Source organism: Marinovum sp. (assembly GCF_034669705.1).
GTDB lineage: Bacteria > Pseudomonadota > Alphaproteobacteria > Rhodobacterales > Rhodobacteraceae > Marinovum.
Window position 1 is genome coordinate 189,408 of sequence record NZ_JAXMOR010000003.1, and the last position, 20,026, is coordinate 209,433.

The 20,026-nt window shown below is 66.6% G+C and carries 14 protein-coding genes and 1 tRNA gene; 4 read left to right on the plus strand and 11 right to left on the minus strand.

Annotated elements, in window-relative coordinates:
* Nucleotides 1-39: 39 nt before the first annotated feature.
* The 6 genes from VOI27_RS03580 to secA all read right to left on the minus strand — a co-directional run bounded on the left by VOI27_RS03580 (nt 40) and on the right by secA (nt 9,965).
* Nucleotides 40-2,385 carry an aldehyde dehydrogenase family protein gene (locus VOI27_RS03580; protein WP_323763917.1) on the minus strand — a complete coding sequence of 782 codons (2,346 nt, stop codon included), beginning with the start codon at nt 2,383-2,385 and terminating at the stop codon, nt 40-42.
* Nucleotides 2,382-2,681 carry a hypothetical protein gene (locus VOI27_RS03585; protein ID WP_323763918.1) on the minus strand — a complete coding sequence of 100 codons (300 nt, stop codon included), beginning with the start codon at nt 2,679-2,681 and terminating at the stop codon, nt 2,382-2,384. Before VOI27_RS03585 ends, VOI27_RS03580 begins: the two co-directional genes overlap by 4 nt.
* 4 nt (nt 2,682-2,685) lie before the next feature.
* Nucleotides 2,686-3,681, minus strand: coding sequence for a deoxyribose-phosphate aldolase (gene deoC / locus VOI27_RS03590; protein WP_323763919.1), 996 nt, complete (start codon nt 3,679-3,681; stop codon nt 2,686-2,688).
* Between the two features lie 443 nt (nt 3,682-4,124).
* Nucleotides 4,125-5,690: a substrate-binding domain-containing protein gene (locus VOI27_RS03595; protein WP_323763920.1), complete on the minus strand. Its 1,566-nt coding sequence runs from the start codon at nt 5,688-5,690 to the stop codon at nt 4,125-4,127.
* 24 nt (nt 5,691-5,714) lie between these two features.
* Complete coding sequence (locus VOI27_RS03600; RefSeq protein WP_323763921.1) at nt 5,715-6,992, minus strand: hypothetical protein; 1,278 nt, start codon at nt 6,990-6,992, stop codon at nt 5,715-5,717.
* A gap of 258 nt (nt 6,993-7,250) precedes the next feature.
* On the minus strand, nt 7,251-9,965 hold the full coding sequence (gene secA / locus VOI27_RS03605; protein WP_323763959.1) for a preprotein translocase subunit SecA: 2,715 nt from the start codon (nt 9,963-9,965) through the stop codon (nt 7,251-7,253).
* Between the two features lie 173 nt (nt 9,966-10,138).
* On the opposite strand from secA, the gene VOI27_RS03610 reads away from it, so the two are divergent.
* The 3 genes from VOI27_RS03610 (at nt 10,139) to mutT (ending at nt 12,719) form a co-directional block, all read left to right on the plus strand.
* The gene (locus VOI27_RS03610; protein WP_323763922.1) at nt 10,139-10,987 is read left to right on the plus strand and encodes a peptidylprolyl isomerase; all 849 of its coding nucleotides are present in this window, start codon (nt 10,139-10,141) and stop codon (nt 10,985-10,987) included.
* A gap of 1 nt (nt 10,988) precedes the next feature.
* Nucleotides 10,989-12,215 (plus strand): bifunctional glutamate N-acetyltransferase/amino-acid acetyltransferase ArgJ, encoded by a 1,227-nt coding sequence (gene argJ, locus VOI27_RS03615; protein ID WP_323763923.1) that lies wholly within the window; start codon nt 10,989-10,991, stop codon nt 12,213-12,215.
* Between the two features lie 102 nt (nt 12,216-12,317).
* Nucleotides 12,318-12,719 carry an 8-oxo-dGTP diphosphatase MutT gene (gene mutT, locus VOI27_RS03620; RefSeq protein WP_323763924.1) on the plus strand — a complete coding sequence of 134 codons (402 nt, stop codon included), beginning with the start codon at nt 12,318-12,320 and terminating at the stop codon, nt 12,717-12,719.
* Nucleotides 12,720-13,104: 385 nt separating this feature from the next.
* Here mutT and infB read toward each other — a convergent pair whose 3' ends face one another.
* The 5 genes from infB to VOI27_RS03645 all read right to left on the minus strand — a co-directional run bounded on the left by infB (nt 13,105) and on the right by VOI27_RS03645 (nt 19,704).
* Nucleotides 13,105-15,588 (minus strand): translation initiation factor IF-2, encoded by a 2,484-nt coding sequence (gene infB, locus VOI27_RS03625; RefSeq protein WP_323763925.1) that lies wholly within the window; start codon nt 15,586-15,588, stop codon nt 13,105-13,107.
* 4 nt (nt 15,589-15,592) lie between these two features.
* Nucleotides 15,593-16,222, minus strand: coding sequence for an RNA-binding protein (locus tag VOI27_RS03630; RefSeq protein ID WP_323763926.1), 630 nt, complete (start codon nt 16,220-16,222; stop codon nt 15,593-15,595).
* A gap of 20 nt (nt 16,223-16,242) precedes the next feature.
* Nucleotides 16,243-17,895 (minus strand): transcription termination factor NusA, encoded by a 1,653-nt coding sequence (gene nusA, locus VOI27_RS03635; protein WP_323763927.1) that lies wholly within the window; start codon nt 17,893-17,895, stop codon nt 16,243-16,245.
* On the minus strand, nt 17,895-18,497 hold the full coding sequence (gene rimP, locus VOI27_RS03640) for a ribosome maturation factor RimP (protein WP_323763960.1): 603 nt from the start codon (nt 18,495-18,497) through the stop codon (nt 17,895-17,897). The genes nusA and rimP overlap by 1 nt, the downstream gene beginning before the upstream one ends.
* A 220-nt stretch (nt 18,498-18,717) precedes the next feature.
* Nucleotides 18,718-19,704, minus strand: coding sequence for a complex I NDUFA9 subunit family protein (locus VOI27_RS03645; RefSeq protein ID WP_323763928.1), 987 nt, complete (start codon nt 19,702-19,704; stop codon nt 18,718-18,720).
* A 148-nt stretch (nt 19,705-19,852) separates the two neighbouring features.
* Here VOI27_RS03645 and VOI27_RS03650 point away from each other — a divergent pair.
* A tRNA-Leu gene (locus VOI27_RS03650) sits at nt 19,853-19,938 on the plus strand.
* Nucleotides 19,939-20,026: the final 88 nt, after the last annotated feature.

Here is a 20,026-nt window from a genome sequence, read left to right on the forward strand (position 1 = left end):
GTAGGGTGGGTTTGCAACCCACCGCCCCTCAGGGGTGCGTCAGGCGCCGTAGGGCACCCAGACGTTCTTGACCTCCGTCGCGGCATCGAGGAAGGCGCGGCCTTCACCCTCTGCGCCGTACCAATCGCGGGAGCGGCCGTTGTTGACCCATGTGCGTTTGAGGTTGGCCGCCGCGCCGCGTTCGATCTCGGTCGAAAGGTCACTCGAGGAAAAGCTCCAGACCGCGTCGACATCCATGTGCTGGGCCAGGGTGCCGGCCAGTTCGCCATGCGTGCCGGTCAGGATGTTGACCACGCCGGCCGGCAGGTCTGAGGTCTCCAGCACCTGATAGAAATCGGTCGCGGCCAGGGGATAGGCCTCTGACGCCACCAGCACCGTGCGGTTGCCCATCGCCATCGCCGGCCCCATCACCGAGACCAGCCCCAGCAAGGGCAGCGCGTCATCGCAGAGTGCGCCGATCACGCCGATCGGCTCGCGCATTGCCAGCGCCACGGCGCGCATCGGCACGTTGTGCACCTGGCCGTCGAACTTGTCGGCCCAGGCGCCGTAGGTGAAGAGCCGGCTGATCGACGCCTGCACCTCCTTCGCGCCGTCCTTGCGGCCGGTCAGCGCCTCGATGCGGGCGGCGAATTCATCGGCCCGGGCCGAGAGGTTCTCGGCAACGTAATAGAGGATCTGCGCCCTGAGATGGCCGGTGGTCGCGCCCCAGGTGGCCGCGCCGCGGGCGGCTTCGACGGCGTTTCTCACGTCCTTGCGGTTGGCGAGGCTGACATGGCCCAAGAGTGCGCCCTCGGGGCCGTAGACGCCCCGCGAATAGCCGCCGTCGGGGCGCGCCTGCTTGCCGCCGACATAGAGCTTGGCGGTGCGGTCGAGCGGACCGCTCGGGCCTTGGTCGCCCTTGAAGGGCTCCAGCTTGTCCAGCCTTTCGCCCTGGGCGGCGGGCCTTGTATAGGCGCTCATGCCTTCCCAGCCGCCTTCGCGGCCAAAGCCGCTTTCGCGCACCCCGCCAAAGCCCGCGGCGGCGTCGAACATGTTGGTGCCGTTGATCCAGACCACCCCGGCGGCGAGCTTGGGCGCGATGTCGAGCGCGACGTTGATGTTCTCGCTCCAGAGCGTCGCGGCGAGGCCATAGCGGGTGTTGTTGGCGATCTGCACCGCCTCGGCGGGGGTGCGGAAGGTGGTGCCGACCAGCACCGGGCCGAAGATCTCTTCCTGCATCAGCGTATCAGAGGGATGCAGCCCGGTGATCAGCGTCGGCGGGTAGAAACAGCCCTCGGCCGGCAGCGTGACATTGGCGCGGTAGGTCTCGCCGGCGGTGTTGCCATCGACCATCTGCGAGATGGTCTGCAGCTGCACCGGGTCGACGATGGCGCCGACATCGATGCATTTGTCGAGCGGGTTGCCCATGCGCAGCCGGTCCATCCGGGCGCGGAGCCGCTCATGGAAGGTCTCGGCGATGCCCTCCTGCACGATCAGACGCGAGCCGGCGCAGCAGACCTGGCCCTGGTTGAACCAGATTGCATCCACCAGCCCTTCGACGGCAGAGTCGATATCGGCATCCTCGAAGACGATGTAGGGCGACTTGCCACCAAGTTCGAGTGTCAGCGCCTTGCCGGAGCCTGCGGTGGCGGTGCGGATTGCCCGGCCCACCGGGGTGGAGCCGGTAAAGGCCACCTTGTCGATGCCGGGATGGGTGACGATCGCCTCACCGACCTCGCCGTCACCGGTGAGGATGTTGACCACGCCTTTGGGCAGGCCGGCTTGCGAACAGATATCGGCAAAGAGGAGGGCTGTCAGCGAGGTGTATTCCGCCGGTTTCAGAACCACCGTGTTGCCGGCCGCCAGCGCCGGCGCGATCTTCCACGCAAGCATCAGCAGCGGGAAGTTCCACGGGATCACCTGGCCGCAGACACCATGCGCCTCGCGGCCGGCCAGCTCGGACTCCATCAGCTGCGCCATGCCGGCGTGGTAGTAGAAGTGCCGCTGCGCCAGCGGTATGTCGATGTCGCGGCTCTCGCGGATCGGCTTGCCGTTGTCGAGGGTCTCGAGCACGGCGAAGAGCCGCGCATGCTTCTGCAGCAGGCGGGCGATGGCATAGAGGTATTTCGCCCGGCCATGCCCGCCGAGACCGGCCCAGCCGGGCTGCGCGGCGCGGGCGGCGGCGGCGGCGTCGTCGATCTCCGACGGGATCGCCTGGGTCAGGTCGGCCAGGGTCTCGCCGTTGGCGGGGTTCTTCGAGTGGAACTCGCCGCGGGCGGCGGTCCAGTCGCCATTGATGTAGAGGCCGAAGCGGCTGCCCTGGTCGACGATCCAGGCCAGGGCGTCAGCGGCGCTTTCGGGGGCGGGGCCGTAGTCCATGGTCTCGAAGATCTCTTTCACGGTCATTGCGGCGTTCCTTTCAGAACAGAATAGAGGGTGTAGCCCAGCCAGAGAAACGCCAGCGCCCAGACGCCCAGCTGCACCAGACGGGTGCGGCGGTGCAGGGCGGCGTAGCGGCGCAGGTCCTCGGGCAGCTCTTGGTCCGGCGGCGGCTGGTAGAGCGGCTCGGGCCCAAGCTGGCGCTGCGCCCGGGTCGGCAGATCGCGGATCGCCCGCCGGAGGCGGCTGCGGCGCCACTGCGCGCTGCCCATCACCAGCATGGCAAAGAGCGCGAAGGCCGCCATTTCCGGAGAAAGCTGCATCCGCCTAGCCGATCGCGTGGCGGTGGCTGGCCGAGTAGCGGCCGGTCACGTGGTGCTCGAGCTGGCGTTCGATATCGCCCAGGAGCGAGGAGGCACCGAAGCGGAACATGTCGGGCTGCAGCCACCTGTCGCCCAGCTCGTCTTTCATCAGCGCCAGGTAGGTGAGCGAATCCTTGGCCTTGGAAATTCCGCCCGCCGGCTTGTAGCCGACGCGGAAGCCGGTGCGCTGGTGATAGTCTCGGATCGCCCGGATCATCACCAGGCTGACGGGCAGGGTGGCGTTGACGCTTTCCTTGCCGGTCGAGGTCTTGATGAAATCGGCGCCGGCCATCATGCAGACCAGTGAGGCGCGGGCGACGTTCTTGAGGGTGCCGAGCTCGCCGGTGGCGAGGATCGCCTTGACATGCGCCTCGCCGCAGGCGGCGCGGAAGGCACGCATTTCGTCGTAGAGCGCCTGCCAATTGCCGGTGAGCACGTGGCGGCGGGAGATCACGATATCGATCTCGCGGGCGCCGGCCTCGACGCTGGCGTGGATCTCGGCGACCCGCAGGTTGAACGGCGAGAGTCCGGCGGGAAAGCCGGTGGAGACGGCGGCAACAGGGATATGGGTGCCTTCGAGCGCCTGCACGGCAGTAGGCACCATGTCGTGATAGACGCAGACCGCGCCGGTGGTCAGCCCCTCCATGCCGAGCTCCTGCAGCAGGTCGGCGCGCACCGGCTGGCGCGCCTTGGCGCAGAGCCTGCGGACCCTGCCCTCGGTGTCGTCGCCGGCGAGGGTGGTCAGGTCGATGCAGGAGATCGCGCGGCAGAGCCAGGCGGCCTGGTGGTCCTTCTTGACGCTGCGCCGGCCGGGCAGGGTGGCGGCACGGCGCTCGATCGCCGAGCGGTTGGCGTGGACGCCGAGAACCCAGTCGAGATCGAGCGCCATGCCGGGATTTCTCGGCTCATAGGTCTGTGGCAGATGCGTGGTGTCGTCTTTGGCTTTGGTCTTGGTGGCCATGGGCCGTGCCTCCGGTCGCTTTGGCGCAACGGTGCCATGGGTGGGCTGAGGCGGCAAGAGGTCCCTTGGCGGCAAGGCGGTTTGCGCGGGGTCTGTGGGTGCGATCCGGGGGGAGAGGTCCCGGCGCGGGGGCCGGGGCGCGGTGCGTGGTCTGCGTCGGAGTGCCATGCGCGTTAACAGCGGGCTGCAGGCCCGCCGCGCATCGTCATGCCGAAGGCATGCCTCTGGCATGACGCCGCCCCAGGCCCGGCGATTTGGCAGCCGGGAGCGTGCCGGTTTGATGTTTCACGGAGTTTGCTTGGATAAAGTGGCAGCCACGGATGTTGGATCGCCGTACCGCGGCCCGGTGCCGCGCAGCTCTGTCGGGGTCTGGTTCGGTGGCGGGTCTGAGGAATTTGCGAGAGTGGAATGACCCCTGGGCCGCAGGCCTCAGAGCACGCCTCTCACCGTACCCAGACCTCGACCCGCCGGTTGGCCTGACGGCCCCAGGCGGTCTCGTCGCAGGCCAGCGGCAAGGCCTCGCCAAAGGCCTCGGTGCCGACATGCACCTGATCGAAATTGGCGGTCTCGGCCGCGGTCAGCACCGCATCGCGCACGGCTTCGGCGCGGCGGGCGGCGATGGCGCGGTTGGCCTGCGCCGCGCCCTGACCGTCAGAAAACCCGACGAAGAGGATCGAGCGGGCGTCATACTTGCCGGCCTCCAAGGCGCGCGCCAGCTGTTGCACGTTGGACAGCGACTGCGCGTCGAGCAGGGTCGAGCCGGCGCGGAACCGGAACGAGGTGGACAGCCGATGGCGGGTGCCAAGCGTGCCCACCAGCCGCTTCAGCTCGTCCAGCGAGGTTTCCTCGCCGGCGGCGGTGATCGCGTTGGCAAACCGGTCGCCCTGGGCGTTGATCGCCACCTCTTCCGGCGACTGGTCGACGAAACCGGCGCGGCGGATCACGATCTGCGCCGGGTCCGAGCGGGTGAAGGTGAGGAAATCGCGGGCCAGCTTGGGCAGGCGGCGGGCCGGCAGGTAGAGGAACATCGGCGCGGTCAGCGGATAGTCCTCGGTCTTGATCGCCAGCCGCGAGGCGCGCAGCTGGAAGCCGCAACGGCCGGTCAGCATCACCGGTTTGGCATTGCCGATTTCGGAAAAGCTGGTGATGCCGATCGCCAGTACGTCGCCGGCCACCGCCTCGGACAGGCTGGCGTTGTCGGCGTGGCGCTCTACCGCGGTGGCCAGGTCGGCGCGGGCCGGGGCCATCAGCTTGTCCTGCACCGATTGCGCCAGGCCCGAGGTCGCCTCTGGCAGATGCAGCACCACTGGCGCGTCCGGACCACCCATCTGCAGCCAGTTCGAGATCTCGCCGCTGAACACCCGCGCCAGCTGGGCCGGGCTGATCGCGCCCAGCGGGTTGCGCGGCGAGACGATCGGCACCATCGCATCAAGCGCCAGCACGCGCGAGCGATGCGGCCCGGTCAGATCGCCGAGCCCCGCCTCGCGCGCGGCGCGCACCTCGGAGGCGCGGACCTCGCGCAGGGACATGACGATGTCACTGTCATCGGCCAGAAGATCGGCAAAGCCCTCGTCGGTGCTGGTGGTGTGAAAGCTGAACAGCGCCGTCTCGACCCCGGTCTCGCGGTCGGCCAGCGCATAGACAAAGCGGTTCTCGCCGGTGTCGTGGCGGGTGGCCACCAGGGCGTTGCGCAGGGCGAAGGCCTCGATCAGCGCCGGCATCAGCACCCGGCCCATGGTGGTCGCGCCAGAGACCCGCATCTCGGCCACGAAGGCCTCGAGGTTGGGGCAGCCGGGGCCGGCGCATTGCACGCCGGAGGCATCGATGGTGATCTCGCCATAGATCGTGTCGAGCCGGTAGAATTCGCCGTCGAAGCCCCTCAGCGTGCCTTCGATCTCGACCGCGCCATCGAGCGAGGTGAGGACCACGTCCTGCGCCCGCGCCAGCGACGGCTGAAGGGCGGCAAAAAGGAAAAGTGCGGCGCAGAACGCCGCACGCATCTTGTTCATTCAGGCCAGGCCTTCCGGTCGCGATCAGTTGGCCGCGACTTTCAGGTCTTCGAAGAGATTTTTCAACACCAGAAAGTCTCCGCTGGCGTCGCAGGCCGGCATATAGAGCGTCACGTCCTGGGTGCGGAGCTGTGCGCCGGGCTTGAGCTGCAGGGTCTGGGCGTCGATCTCCTTGCCGCAGTTGGCTGCCGTCACCTCGGCCTCGACCGACAGGCCGATGCGGCCTGAGGCATTCGAGGTGCGCGAGGGGAAGGTATAGACCTCGGCCATCAGCGCATCGGCGCCGGCATTCTCGCCAAAGCGGGTGAGGAAGCCTGAGGTGCCGCTGGCGGCGGCGCTCATGTCGCTGGGGCTGGCGGAATGCACATGGCCGGCGCCGAAGTAGCCGGCGTCGAATTCCAGCGCATGCAGGCCAAGCCCGGCGTGGCCGCGCCACTGGGCGACGGCGCGATCGTAGAACTCGAGCGTCGGCACGTCGATCTGCGCCACAGCGCCCTCGGAATTGTCGAACGAGGCGATGAAGACCGCGTTGCGGGCCAGCGCCGGGACGCGCAGGCTGGTCCGGCCGTCGTCATCGGTGAGGGCGTGGAACATCATGCCGTTGTGATGCAGGGTAAAGCGCGCATCCGGCAGGCAGGCGGCCTCGACCCTCAGGTCGACCATCGCGGCCGGGGCCGGATCGGCGGTCATGGTGATCTCGCAGGGCAAGGCGGGCACGCTTTGCGCCTGTCGGGCCGCGGGCGTCGGGCCGGCCACCGGGGCCGGGGACAGCGGTGCCGGGACGGCGGTGTCCTCGAGCGCGGCCAGCGCGCCGGTGTCGGTGTCGGCGGGGAGAGTGTCGGCAACCTGGGCCGCCACGGCGTCTCGTGGCAACGGCGGCAGCGGGCGGTCCATCGGCAGGATGCTGGCCGAGGTCGGTGTGATCGCCTCGAGATCCATGCCCCCGGCGAAGCTGTCCTGCAGGCTGGGGCTTGGCTGTGCGGCGCTGAGCGATCCGGCGGGATGGGTGCCGAAGTTCTGCAGCACGAAGCCCACCGAGAAGATGATCACGCCACTGCCAAGCGCCACCGTCGACCGGTTGATCGGAATGCTCCGGGGCAGGGCCAGCTTGCCTTTGGGCAGGGCGAACTTGCCCTTGGGCAGGGCAAACTTGCCCTTGGCGTGGGCGAATTTGACCTTGGCCGGGGCCTCAGGAGCTTCGGGTGCGGCAGGGGCGGCTGCCTGGGGTGCCGCGTCCGTGCCTTTGCGTGCACGGCCGATCGAGAGTTTGCCCAACGAAAGTTTTCCAACCGGAAATTTCATCTCTGCCTCCTTGCCCGCATCGGGCTTTTGCTGGGCTCAGGTATCGCTGGCGAAGGGGGCGGAGATTGGGCGGCTTGGCGGAGTCTTTTGGCCGGTTGCCGAGGATTGTCCGTAATTCAGACACAATTGACGGCGGCGTCGGACGACTGTGCCCCGGATTCAGCGCTGGTCCCGAGCAGGCGGCCTGACGGCGGGCCGGGGCCCAAAACGCAACGGGCCCGGCGCTGTGCCGGGCCCGTTCGCATCAATGTTCAGGCGTCAGACCTGGCCGTGGCAATGCTTGAACTTCTTGCCGGAGCCGCAGGGGCAGGGCTCGTTGCGGCCCGGCGTACCCCAGGTCGCGGGGTCGTCCTCGACAAATCCCGGCGCGGCGCCGGCAACCTCCTGCGGCGGCGGGGCGTTCTCGCCGGAGGGCTGTGCCTCTTCTGCCAGCTTCTTCTGCGCCGCCTGCTGCTGCTGGATCTGGCGCATCAGCGCGGCCTGCTCCTCTTCCGACATCGGCCGGATCTGCGACAGCTTCTGGCTGACATCCTCGCGCAGGCTCTCGAGCATCGATTCGAACAGCTGGAAGGCCTCGTTCTTGTACTCGTTGAGCGGATCGCGCTGGGCATAGCCGCGGAAGGCCACCACAGAGCGCAGGTGCTCGAGCGTCAGCAGGTGCTCGCGCCACTTGGCGTCAATGGTCTGCAGCAGCACCTGTTTCTCGATGTTGCGCATGGTCTCGGGGCCGAAGGCGGCGGCCTTCTGTGCCATGAACTTGTCGCTCTCGTCCTCGAGCCGCTCGCGCACCGCCTCTTGGTCGACGCCCTCTTCCTCGGCCCAATCCTTGATCGGCAGGTCAAGACCGAGATACTGGATCACCGCGCCCTGAAGCCCCTCGGCGTTCCACTGGTCGGCGTAGGATTTCGGCGGCAGGTACTGGTCGACCAGCTCGTCGATCACCTCATGGCGCATGTCCTGCACGATTTCCGACAGGTCCTCGGCTTCCATGATCTCGCGGCGCTGGCTGAAGATCACCTTGCGCTGGTCGTTCATCACGTCGTCGAACTTCAGCAGCTGCTTTCGGATGTCGAAGTTGCGCCCCTCGACCTTGGCCTGCGCGCGTTCCAGCGACTTGTTCACCCAAGGGTGCTCGATCGCCTCGCCTTCCTTCATGCCAAGGGTGTTGAGCACCTTGTCGAGCCGGTCGGAGCCGAAAATTCGCATCAGGTCGTCATCGAGCGACAGGAAGAACGACGAGCGCCCCGGGTCGCCCTGTCGGCCCGAGCGACCGCGCAGCTGGTTGTCGATGCGGCGGCTTTCGTGGCGCTCGGTGGCCAGCACGTAGAGCCCGCCGGCCTGTTTGACGGCCTCTTCGTCGGCCGCGTGCTCGGCTTCGATCCGCTTGCGGATCTCCTCGGGATCGCTCTCGGGGTCGGCGGCAATGGCTTCCATGATCTGGAAATCGACGTTGCCGCCCAGTTTGATGTCGGTGCCGCGGCCGGCCATGTTGGTGGCGATGGTCACCGCGCCCAGCTTGCCGGCGTCGGCGACGATCTGCGCCTCCTGCTCGTGCTGGCGCGCGTTGAGCACGTTATGCGGCAGCTTGGCCTCGGTCAGCGCCCGGCTGAGCATCTCGGATTTCTCGATCGAGGTAGTGCCGACGAGGACCGGCTGGCCCTTGTCATGCGACTTCTTGATCTCTTCGATGATCGCCTTGTACTTCTCGTCGTTGGAGCGGAACACCTTGTCATCGTCGTCGATCCGCTCGATCGGCTTGTTGGTCGGCACTTCGACCACGCCCAGACCGTAGATCTCGGAGAATTCCGCGGCCTCGGTCGCGGCGGTGCCGGTCATCCCGCCAAGCTTGTCATAGAGCCGGAAGTAGTTCTGGAAGGTCACGCTGGCCAGAGTCACGTTCTCGGGCTTGATCTCGCAGCCTTCCTTGGCCTCGATCGCCTGGTGCAGCCCGTCTGACAGCCGCCGCCCGGCCATCATCCGGCCGGTAAATTCGTCGATCAACACAACCTCGTTGTCGCGGACGATGTAGTCCTTGTCCTTGAGAAACAGCTTGTGCGCCCGCAGACCCTGGTTGACGTGGTGCACCACGGTGGTGCTTTCCGGGTCATAGAGCGACTGGCCCTCTGGCAGCAGGTCATGCGCCCTGAGCTGGTTCTCGAGGTATTCGTTGCCGTCGTCGGTAAAGGTGACGTTGCGGGTCTTTTCGTCCAGCGTGTAGTGATCGTCCTGCAGCAGCGGGATCAGCTTGTCGATGGTCTGGTAAAGGTCGCTGCGGTCCTCGGCCGGACCGGAGATGATCAGCGGCGTCCGTGCCTCGTCGATCAGGATGCTGTCGACCTCATCGACCACGGCGAAGTTGTGGCCGCGCTGGAACATGTCCTTGAGCTCGGACTTCATGTTGTCGCGCAGGTAGTCGAAACCCAGCTCGTTGTTGGTGGCATAGGTGATGTCGCAGTTGTAGGCGTCGTGCTTTTCCTGCTCTGACTGCCAGGGGTAGACCACCCCTGTGGTCAGCCCCAGCGCGCCATAGACCTTGCTCATCCACTCGGCGTCACGTTTCGCCAGATAGTCGTTGACGGTGACGATATGCACGCCCTTGCCGGTCAGCGCGTTCAGATAGGCCGGGAAGGTGGCGACCAGCGTCTTGCCCTCGCCGGTCTTCATCTCGGCGATATTGCCCTGGTGCAGGAAGATGCCGCCCATCAGCTGCACGTCGAAGGCGCGCAGGCCCAGCGCCCGCTTGGCGGCCTCGCGGCAGTTGGCAAAAGCCTCCGGCAGCAGCGCATCAAGGCTTTCGCCGGCCTTCGCGCGCTCGGCCAGCGCCTGGGTCTTGGCCTTGATTTCCTCGTCGCCGAGCTTCTCGAACTCGGGTTCCAGGGCGTTGATCTGTTCGACCAGCGGGCGCGTCGCCTTGATCTTGCGGTCGTTCGGTGTTCCGAACACCGATCTGGCGAGTTTTCCAAAGCCCAGCATAATCTCTCCGTCGAATAATGCGCACATCTTTGTGTCCGCGGCTTGCCCGTCCGAAGCGCAACCCATATGCCTTTGCGGGAATGGGGCGTCCGTCGGGACAAAAGCGATGTAAGGGTCGCCCCTACCAGTGTCAACGCCGCCCTCGGGCGCGGCAATGAATGAAGGAACAGTTGATGTTGAAAAGCGTGAAAACCGCCGCTCTGATGGCCTGTCTGGCCGCCCCCGCCCTTGCCGAACAGCATGAGCCGATGGATGTGAGCCAGGTCGTCGCCACGGTCAACGGCAGTGAAATCACCCTCGGCCACATGATCATGATCCGCGCCTCGCTGCCCGAACAGCTGCGCCAGCTGCCCGACGACGTGCTCTGGGAAGGCATCATGGACCAGCTGATCCAGCAGACCCTTCTGGTGCAGGCCGGCCCCGAGGATGTCTCTCAGCGCGTCGCCCTGGCGCTCGACAACGAGGAACGCGCCCTGCGCGCCGCCGAACACGCCCAGACCGCGATGGACGAGGCGGTGACCGAGGCGGCGCTGGCCGATGCCTATGCCGAGACTTACGAAGGCGAAAACCGCGGCATGGAATTCAATGCCTCGCATATCCTGGTCGAGACCGAAGAGAAGGCCGCCGCCCTGGCCGAACGCGCCCGCGGTGGCGAGGATTTCGCCGAGCTGGCCAAGGAAAACTCGACGGGCCCCTCGGGCCCCAACGGCGGCGAGCTCGGCTGGTTCGGTGCCGGCATGATGGTCGCCGAGTTCGAGGCGGCGGTGAAGGAGATGGGCGCAGGCGATATCTCTGACCCGGTGCAGACCCAGTTCGGCTGGCATGTGATCAAGCTCAACGAGACCCGCGTTGCCGAAGCCCCGGCAATGGAAGAGGTGCGCCAGCAGCTTGAGGAGCAGGTCCGCAGCGGCGCGCTCGACGCGGTGCTCGACGGTCTGACCGAAGCCGCCGAGATCACCAAGACCGACAAGGCCGATGTCGACCCCTCGATCCTGAAAAACATCGACCTGATCGGACAATAAGATGGCCAAACCCCTGCCTGTCTCGCCGCTTGCCCCGGCGCAGTTCCCCGAGATGCCCGTGATCAACGGCGTCACCTTTGCCTCGGCCGAGGCGGGGGTGCGCTATGCGGGCCGCAAGGACGTGATGCTGGCGCTGCTCGCCCCGGGCAGCGCCGTGGCAGGGGTGTTCACCCGGTCCGCCACCCGCTCGGCGCCGGTGCTCGACTGCCAGGAGAAACTCGGCGGCGACAGTGACGCCGGCGCCGCGATCCTCGTCAATGCCGGCAATTCCAACGCCTTCACCGGCAAGCGCGGCGAAGCCTCGGTCTCGGCGATCACCCGGGCACTGGCCGAGGCCGCCGGGGTGCCGCAAGCCCGCGTCTTCACCTCCTCGACCGGGGTGATCGGCGAGCCGCTGCCGCATGAGCGCATCATCGACGTGATCGACCGGCTGATCGCCGCGCAGGAGGCGGGCGCCATCCCCGACGCCGCCCGCGCCATCATGACCACCGACACCTATCCCAAGGGCGCCGCCCGCACGGTCGAGATCGCCGGCACACCGGTCCAGATTGCGGGCATCGCCAAGGGCTCCGGCATGATCGCGCCCGACATGGCGACGATGCTGGTCTATATCTTCACCGATGCCGTCTGCGCCCAGCCCAAGCTGCAGGCGATGCTCGGGCGGCTCACCGACCTTACCTTCAACTGCATCACCGTCGACAGCGACACCTCGACCTCCGACACGCTGCTGCTCGGCGCGACCGGCAAGTCCGGCGTGGATGTGGCCGACAATGCCGCCTTCGAAGAGGCGCTCTTTGAGGTGATGATGGACCTCGCTCACCAGGTGGTGCGCGACGGCGAGGGCGCGACCAAGTTCGTCCAGATCGACGTCACCGGCGCCGCCAGCGATGCCGAGGCCCATACCCACGCCATGGCGATCGCCAATTCGCCGCTGGTCAAGACCGCCATCGCCGGCGAGGATGCGAACTGGGGCCGCGTGGTGATGGCGATTGGCAAGAGCGGCGCTCAGGCCGATCGCGACCGCATCACCATCCGCTTTGGCGAGACGCTGGTGGCGGAAAACGGCTGGGTCCACCCCGACTACAAGGAGGCCGATGCCGCCGCGCACATGAGGGGCGAGCACATTGCCATCGCGGTCGATCTCGGCATCGGCGCAGGAAAGAAACGCGTTTGGACCTGCGACCTGACCCATGGCTACATCGACATCAACGCCGATTACCGCTCCTGATCTTCATCCTGCCCGATAAACTCCGGGAAGCGACCGGGCCGGTGGCGCACCTGCGGTGCGACCGGCTGGCCCCTCGCTCCCGCCCGCTCCACAGGCGCTGCCATGACCAAAGTGATCCTCGTCTCCGCCGTCGCCCTGATCGACCGTGACGGCCGCGTGCTGCTGGCCCAGCGGCCCGAGGGCAAGTCCATGGCCGGCCTCTGGGAGTTTCCCGGTGGCAAGGTCGAGCCCGGCGAGACCCCCGAGGCGGCGCTGATCCGCGAGCTGCAGGAAGAGCTGGGGATCGACACCTGGGCCTCCTGCCTGGCGCCGCTGACCTTTGCCAGCCACGCCTACGACAGCTTTCACCTGCTGATGCCGCTCTTTGCCTGCCGCAAGTGGCAGGGTGTGCCGCAGGCGCAGGAGGGCCAGACCCTGGCCTGGGTCAAGCCCGCGCGGCTCCGCGACTACCCGATGCCGCCGGCCGACCTGCCGCTGATCCCGATCCTGCGCGACTGGCTCTGAGCCACCGGCTTTAGGTTCGCCACCCGCCCCGGCCTCCGCGCCGGGGCCTCCCCGTTGGCTTTTGAACCCCCTCAGGCCCGCACCACGCCTGTTGCGCCGGCGCCTCATCGGTGCCACTTGAACCGCGTCAGGCCCACGCCAAGGCAACCCACACCCCGGCCCCCGAGCCGGGGCCTCCCGGTTGTCTGGTGACCTGCGTCAGGCCTGCACCAAGCCAGCCAACGCCCCGGCCCCCGGGCCGGGGCCTCTCGCCCCCTCCCGATTCGCCGCCTCCCTCGAGAGCATCTCTCCGCCGCGCGCCACCGCGGTTGCCAAAGGCCCACAGCACACGAAAAAAAGGGGGCAGATCACTCCGCCCCCTTTCGCATTCCTGATGTCGCGCCGATCAGTCGAGCTTGCGCTCGACCTCGGTGCGCTCGAAGATCTCGATGACGTCGCCGGGGCGGACATCGTCGTAGTTCTCGAAGGCCATGCCGCACTCCTGGCCGGATTGCACCTCGGCAACCTCGTCCTTGAAGCGCTTGAGCGTCTTCAGCGTGCCTTCATGGATCACCACGTCGTCGCGCAGCAGGCGCACACCGGCAGAGCGACGCGCGATGCCTTCGGTGACCAGGCAGCCGGCGACCTTGCCGACATGGGAGACCTTGAAGACCTCCTTGATCTGGGCGTAGCCGATGAAGTTCTCGCGTACTTCTGCCGAGAGCAGACCCGAGGCCGCGGCCTTCACGTCGTCGACCAGGTCGTAGATCACGCTGTAGTAGCGGATTTCCACGCCCTTCTGGTTGGCCGAGTTCCGCGCCGAGGCATTGGCCCGGACGTTGAAGCCGAGGATCGGCGCGTTGGACGCCTCTGCCAGGCCCACGTCGGTCTCGGTGATGGCGCCCACACCATAGTGCAGCACCCGCACGCGGACCTCGTCGTTGCCGATCTTCTCCATTGCCTGAACGATGGCCTCGGCAGAGCCCTGCACGTCGGCCTTGACCAGGATCGGCAGCTCGGCGACGTTCTCGTCTTCCTTGGCCTTGGCCAGCAGCTGATCGAGCGTGGTGGCGGCACCGGCAGCGGCGCGCTTGTCCTTGGCGGCGTTGGCGCGGTATTCCGCGATTTCGCGTGCCTGCGCCTCGGTCGAGACCACGTTGAGCACGTCACCGGCTTCCGGCGTACCGTTCAGGCCGAGCACCTCGACCGGCACCGACGGCCCGGCCTCTTCGACCCGTTCGCCAGTGTCCGAGATCAGCGCCCGCACCTTGCCCCATTGCTCGCCCACGACGAAGATATCGCCCTGTTTCAGCGTGCCGTTCTGCACCAGAACCGTGGCGACGGGGCCGCGGCCGACGTCGAGCTGGGCCTCGATCACGGCGCCATGGGCGGCACGATCGGGGTTGGCCTTGAGCTCGAGGATCTCGGCCTGAAGCGCGATGGCTTCGAGCAGCTCGTCGAGACCCTTGCCGGTGATCGCCGACACTTCGATGTCCTGCACGTCACCCGAGAGCTTCTCGACGATGACCTCGTGCTGCAGCAGGTCGGTGCGCACCTTGTCGGGGTTGGCGGCGGGCTTGTCGCACTTGTTGATCGCCACGATCATCGGCACCTTGGCCGCTTTCGCGTGGGCAATCGCCTCGATGGTCTGCGGCATGACGGCGTCATCTGCGGCCACCACGAGCACGACGATATCCGTCACCTGCGCGCCGCGAGAGCGCATCGAGGTAAAGGCAGCGTGGCCCGGCGTGTCGAGGAACGACAGCACCGCACCGGTGTCGGTTTCCACCTGGTAGGCACCGATGTGCTGGGTGATGCCGCCGGCTTCGCCGGAGACCACCTTGGTGTTGCGAATCGCGTCGAGCAGCGAGGTCTTGCCGTGGTCGACGTGGCCCATGATGGTGATAACCGGCGGACGATCCTGCAGATCTTCCGCCTTGTCCTCGACTTCCTTGATCACGTCCTCGACGTCGGCGTCGGAGACCCGGACGAACTTGTGACCGAATTCCTCGATGATCAGCTCGGCAGTGTCGGCATCAACGGTCTGGTTCTGGGTGACCATCATGCCCATGTTCATCAGCGCCTTGACCACGTCGGCCACGCGTTCGGCCATGCGGTTGGCCAGTTCGGAGACGACGATCGCCTCGGGCAGCTTGACCTCGCGGACAACCTTTTCCCGTTCGACCGGACCGCCCATCGCTTTCTGACGGGCACGTTCCTGCTTGCGCTTCATCGCGGCCATCGAGCGCTGACGCCCGCCTTCGCCACCGGTGAGCGCCTGGTTCACGGTCAGCTTGCCGGAGCGGCGGCCGCCATCACGGGCACCCTTGCCCTTGTTCTGACGATCGGTTTCGCGCTCAGGCTTCTTGGCCGGGGCCTGCTTGGCACCGCCACCGCGTTGCGCATCGGGCTCGGCGGCCGGGGCTGCGGCCTTGGCGGCTGCGGCCTTGGCCTTGTCCTCGGCGGCGCGACGCTTGCGCTCTTCTTCCTCGGCCTTGGCCTTGGCTTTTTCCTCGGCCTCACGCTGTTCGCGCTCCTTGGCCTCCATCTCGGCCCGGCGGCGTTCGCGGTCTTCTGCGCGCGCCTCCTCGTCGGCCTTGCGGGCCGCGGCCTCTTCGACTTCGCGCGCCTTGGCAGCCTGAACCGCCTTCAGCCGGCGCTCCATCTCGGCATCAGTGATCCCGGCGGGCCGCTTGCCAGCTCCGCCCACGCCACCGCCAGCCCCGCCGGAGCCGGGTTTGGATCCGCCCGGCTTGGGCACGACCACGCGTTTGCGTTTGGTTTCCACCACGACGTTCTTGGTCCGCCCATGGCTGAAGCTCTGCTTCACATTGCCCGGACGGGAGCCGCCACGTAAACCAAGGGTCTTTTTGCCGTCATTATCGCTCAAAGCTCTATTTTCCTTTCCGGCGACCGTTGCCACCGTCGTCTTGCGCGCGTAGATTTTTCAATCTTGCGGCTTCCTCTACTACACGTTCCGTGAGTCCACCAGACGCCAGCGCGCCATGTATCACAGTTTGTCGGCCGAATGCCAATCCTAACTCATCTGCGGTCAACCAGCCGATGAACGACCCGCCGTAGGGGGTGCTCAGCTTGGTCTTGCCCCGCTCAGACCCGTCGCTGGCCTGGATCAGGACGCGGGCTTCTTCCTTCTGAAGCCAGTCCTTGACCCGTTCATAGCCGGCGACGGCATGCCCGCCCTTGCGTGCGAGCGAAATCAGATCAACAACCCGCCGCGCAATTTGTTTCTCGACCTCGGCCACCAACCCGTCGGGGACGGTGACCGGCTGTTTCGCGCTGCGCGCAAACAGCTTCTTCGAGACCGCCTTTTCCAGCGCCGCGCGCTCGGCCGAGACCCAGATGCCGCGCCCGGGCAGCTTGCCCAGGATGTCCGGCACCGCCTGGCCCTCGGGGCCGACCACGAAGCGGATCATCCGCGACATGGGCAGCACCTCGCCGGTGGCGATGCATTTGCGCTCCGGTCCGGTCTCGTCCCGGTCCTTGTCCTTGCCGCCGCGTGTCATCGCCTCGCCTCCGAAACCGGTCAGTCCCGTGCCTCTTCGGTCGCTTGCGCGGCCTCATCGGCAGTGGCGTCGTCGTCGCCGTCTTCTTCGCTGTCGTCGTCCGCGGTTTCCAGATCGGCCGGATCAACCCAGCCCAGCTCGACCCGCGCGGTCATCACCAGCGCCTGCGCTTCCTCGAGCGAAACCTCGAAGGGTTCGAGCAGGCCGTCGTCCTTGATGCGCTCGCCATTTGCCGTGGTCCAGCCGCCGGCCAGTTCCCAATCGGCGCAGGTGGCGAAGTCCTCGAGGGTCTTGATGCCATCCTTGGCGAGAACCTCGATCATTTGGGGTGTCAGACCGTCAAAGTCAATAAGGCTGTCCTCGGCACCCAGTTCGCGGGCGTTTTCCAGCGCCTTCTTGGCCTGCGCCTCAAGGTGTTCGCGGGCCCGGGTCTGCAGCTCGGCGGCGGTGTCTTCGTCGACGCCGTCGATCACCAGCAGTTCGTCCTGTTCGACATAAGCCACCTCTTCGAGATTGGTGAAGCCTTCCGAGACCAGCAACTGGGCAAAGAATTCGTCAAGGTCGAGCGTGTCCATGAACAGCTGCGTGCGCTCTTCGAATTCCTTCTGACGGCGAGCCGATTCTTCGGCCTCGGTCATGATGTCGATGTCGAGACCGGTGAGCTGCGAGGCCAGTCGCACGTTCTGGCCGCGACGGCCGATGGCCAGCGACAGCTGCTCTTCCGGCACCACGACCTCGATGCGCTCGGCTTCCTCGTCGAGCACCACCTTGGTGACCTCGGCCGGCTGCAGCGCGTTCACCAGGAAGGTAGGCTGGTCTTCGTTCCATGGGATGATGTCGATTTTCTCGCCCTGAAGCTCGTTCACCACGGCCTGCACGCGGCTGCCGCGCATACCGACGCAGGCGCCGACCGGGTCGATCGAGCCGTCATAGGAAATCACGGCGATCTTGGCGCGCGATCCCGGGTCGCGGGCGACGGCCTTGATCTCGATGATGCCGTCGTAGATCTCGGGCACTTCCATCTTGAACAGCTCGGCCATGAATTCGGGCGCGGTGCGGCTGAGGAAGATCTGCGGGCCACGGGCCTCGCGGCGCACATCCTTGATGTAGCAGCGGATGCGGTCGTTCGGGCGATAGCTTTCGCGGCCGATCTTCTCGTTGCGGCGCAGGATCGCCTCGCCGCGGCCCACGTCGACGATGACGTTGCCGTATTCCTCGCGCTTGACCTGGCCGTTGATGATGGTGCCGGCGCGGTCCTTGAATTCCTCGAACTGGCGGTCGCGCTCGGCTTCACGGACCTTCTGCAGGATCACCTGCTTGGCCGATTGCGCCGCGATCCGGCCCATTTCCACCGGCGGCACTTCCTCGACGTATTGGTCACCGACCTTGGGCTCGGCCATGTACTGCTTGGCCTGTTCGACGGTCATCTCGGCCTGATAGTTCTCGAGCTCTTCCTCCTCGACCACCGTGCGCACGCGGGTAAAAGTCGCCCGGCCGGTGCGGCGGTCGATCGAGACGCGGATGTCCATCTCGGAGCCGTAGCGGCTCTTGGCCGCGCGGGCGAGGGATTCCTCCATCGCCTCGACCACGAGACCGGGGTCGATCATCTTTTCGCGCGCCACCGCCTCCGCGGTCTGCAAAAGCTCGAGTTGGTTGGCTGAGGTGATTGCCATTATTCTTTCTCCTCTTGAGACGCCGCTTCTTCGGTCTCGATCTCGTCAAACTTGGTTTCGTCCACTTCCGCCGCCTTACGCTGGCGCAGCATTTCGCGGATCAGCTCGTCGGTCATGACCAGCTTGGCATCGCTCAGCCAGTCGAAGGTCAACCCCAGGGTCACGGTCTCTTCACCTTCGCTGGAGCCGTCGACGTTGATCAGCACCTCGTCGCCCTCGACGCCGGCCAGCACGCCCTTGAACCGGCGGCGGCCGTCAATCAGCTCGGTGGTCTCGAGTTTGGCCTCATATCCCTCGAAAGTCTCGAAATCCTTGAGCCGGGTCAGCGGCCGGTCGATGCCGGGGCTGGAGACCTCGAGCGTATAGGTGTCGAGAATCGGGTCCTCGACGTCGAGCGTGGCACTGACGGCGTTGGAAATCGCGGCGCATTCGTCGACTTCAATGCCGCCCGTGGGGCGTTCGGCCATGATCTGCAGCGTCTGGGACTTGCCGCTCATCAGCCGGATGCGGACCAGCTCAAATCCCATATCCTCAATCACCGGCCCGATAATCTCGGCCAGACGGCGGTCGATCGCGGCTTTGGCGATCAGGGTATTCGACAGAATATCACTCATGCGGGGTCCTGCGGGTTCGTCCCGGCGAACGGGCACAAAAAAACGGGCGCGCGGCCCGTCGAACTTATCCGGTGGAACTTCGGGTGTGGCCCGACGCGCCGCTGTTGAAGGGCGATATACGCGCTGAAGCCCGCCGGCGCAAGGGGGCAGGGCGCAGCTTCTTGCCGCAGGCGCTGGCACGCGCCTGCCGGCGAGGCGCGGCGCCCGGTTATTTGCTGCCGAGCCGCCCGGCCGATTCCTTGATCGCGTCGTATTGCCCGGCAGGGCGGAATCGCCAGAGGTAATCGGGCAGCACCGCCTCCGTCGAGGTCGGGCGAATGCCCAGATCGGCCAGCCCGCGGGCGCCATCCGAGACGACGTTGTCCTGCCGCAGGGTGATCACCTGGTCGCGGGTCAGGATCCCGTTGCCGAACAGGCCCAAGGTCAGTTTCGACAGCAGGTCGAGGCCGCTAGCCATGATCCGGGCCAGCCAGAACGGCATGTCGAGCACCAGCCGGCGCCGACGGATCACCGCCAGCATCTCCTGCATCAGGTCGCGAAAGCTGGCCACGTCGGGCCCGCCCAGCTCGTAGATGCCGCCGGGTGCCTTGCCCGCCGCGCCAAGCGCCGCGGCGGCGGCCACGTCACCGACGTAGACCGGCTGGAATTTCGTGTCGCCGCCGACCACCGGCAGGATCGGACCCATGCGGGACATCCCGGCAAAGCGGTTGAAGAACGCATCCTCGGCGCCGAAAATCACCGAGGGCCGCAGGATCATCGCGCCCGGCATGTGTTCGAGCACTGCAGCTTCGCCCTCGCCCTTGGTGCGTTGGTAGTCGCTTTCGGACTCGGCATTGGCGCCGATCGCCGAGATCTGCACCATCCGCGCCACGCCGCTCTCGGCGGCGATCCGCGCCACCCGGCCGGCGCCCTCGGCCTGCACCGCGTCGAAGTTGTTCTTGCCGGTCGCATCGAAGGTGCCGACGCAGTTGACCACCGCCTCGGCGCCCTGCATCACCTGCCGCACGCTGGTGTCATCGCGGATGTTGCACAGCACCGGCTCGACCTGGCCCACCACACCATAGGTCCGCACGTAGGTCGCGTCGTTCGGGCGCCGGCAGGCCACGCGCACCCGCCAGCCCTCCTTGGCCAGCTGTCGCGCAATATATCGGCCGACAAAGCCGGAGCCGCCGTAGATCGTGACCAGTCTGGACATCGGAGCCTCGCTTTTTTCGATGCTTACAGGGAATATAACCGGGCCTGTGGTGTGACAAGCAAAGAAGCTGCCGGCTGTTTCGCATTTCTTTCAGATTCTGCGTTGACACTCCCTGTGGCTCAATTTAAACGCCTGCCTCACGACACCTGCCCAGGTGGCGGAATGGTAGACGCGCTAGCTTCAGGTGCTAGTGTCCGTATGGACGTGGAGGTTCGAGTCCTCTCCTGGGCACCACTCTTCCCTCGCAGCAGATTGCTTGCAGGATGGGGCGAGGCAGGGTCGATCCGCCGAGAGACGGCGCCAAGTCCACTGCCAGTCCCGA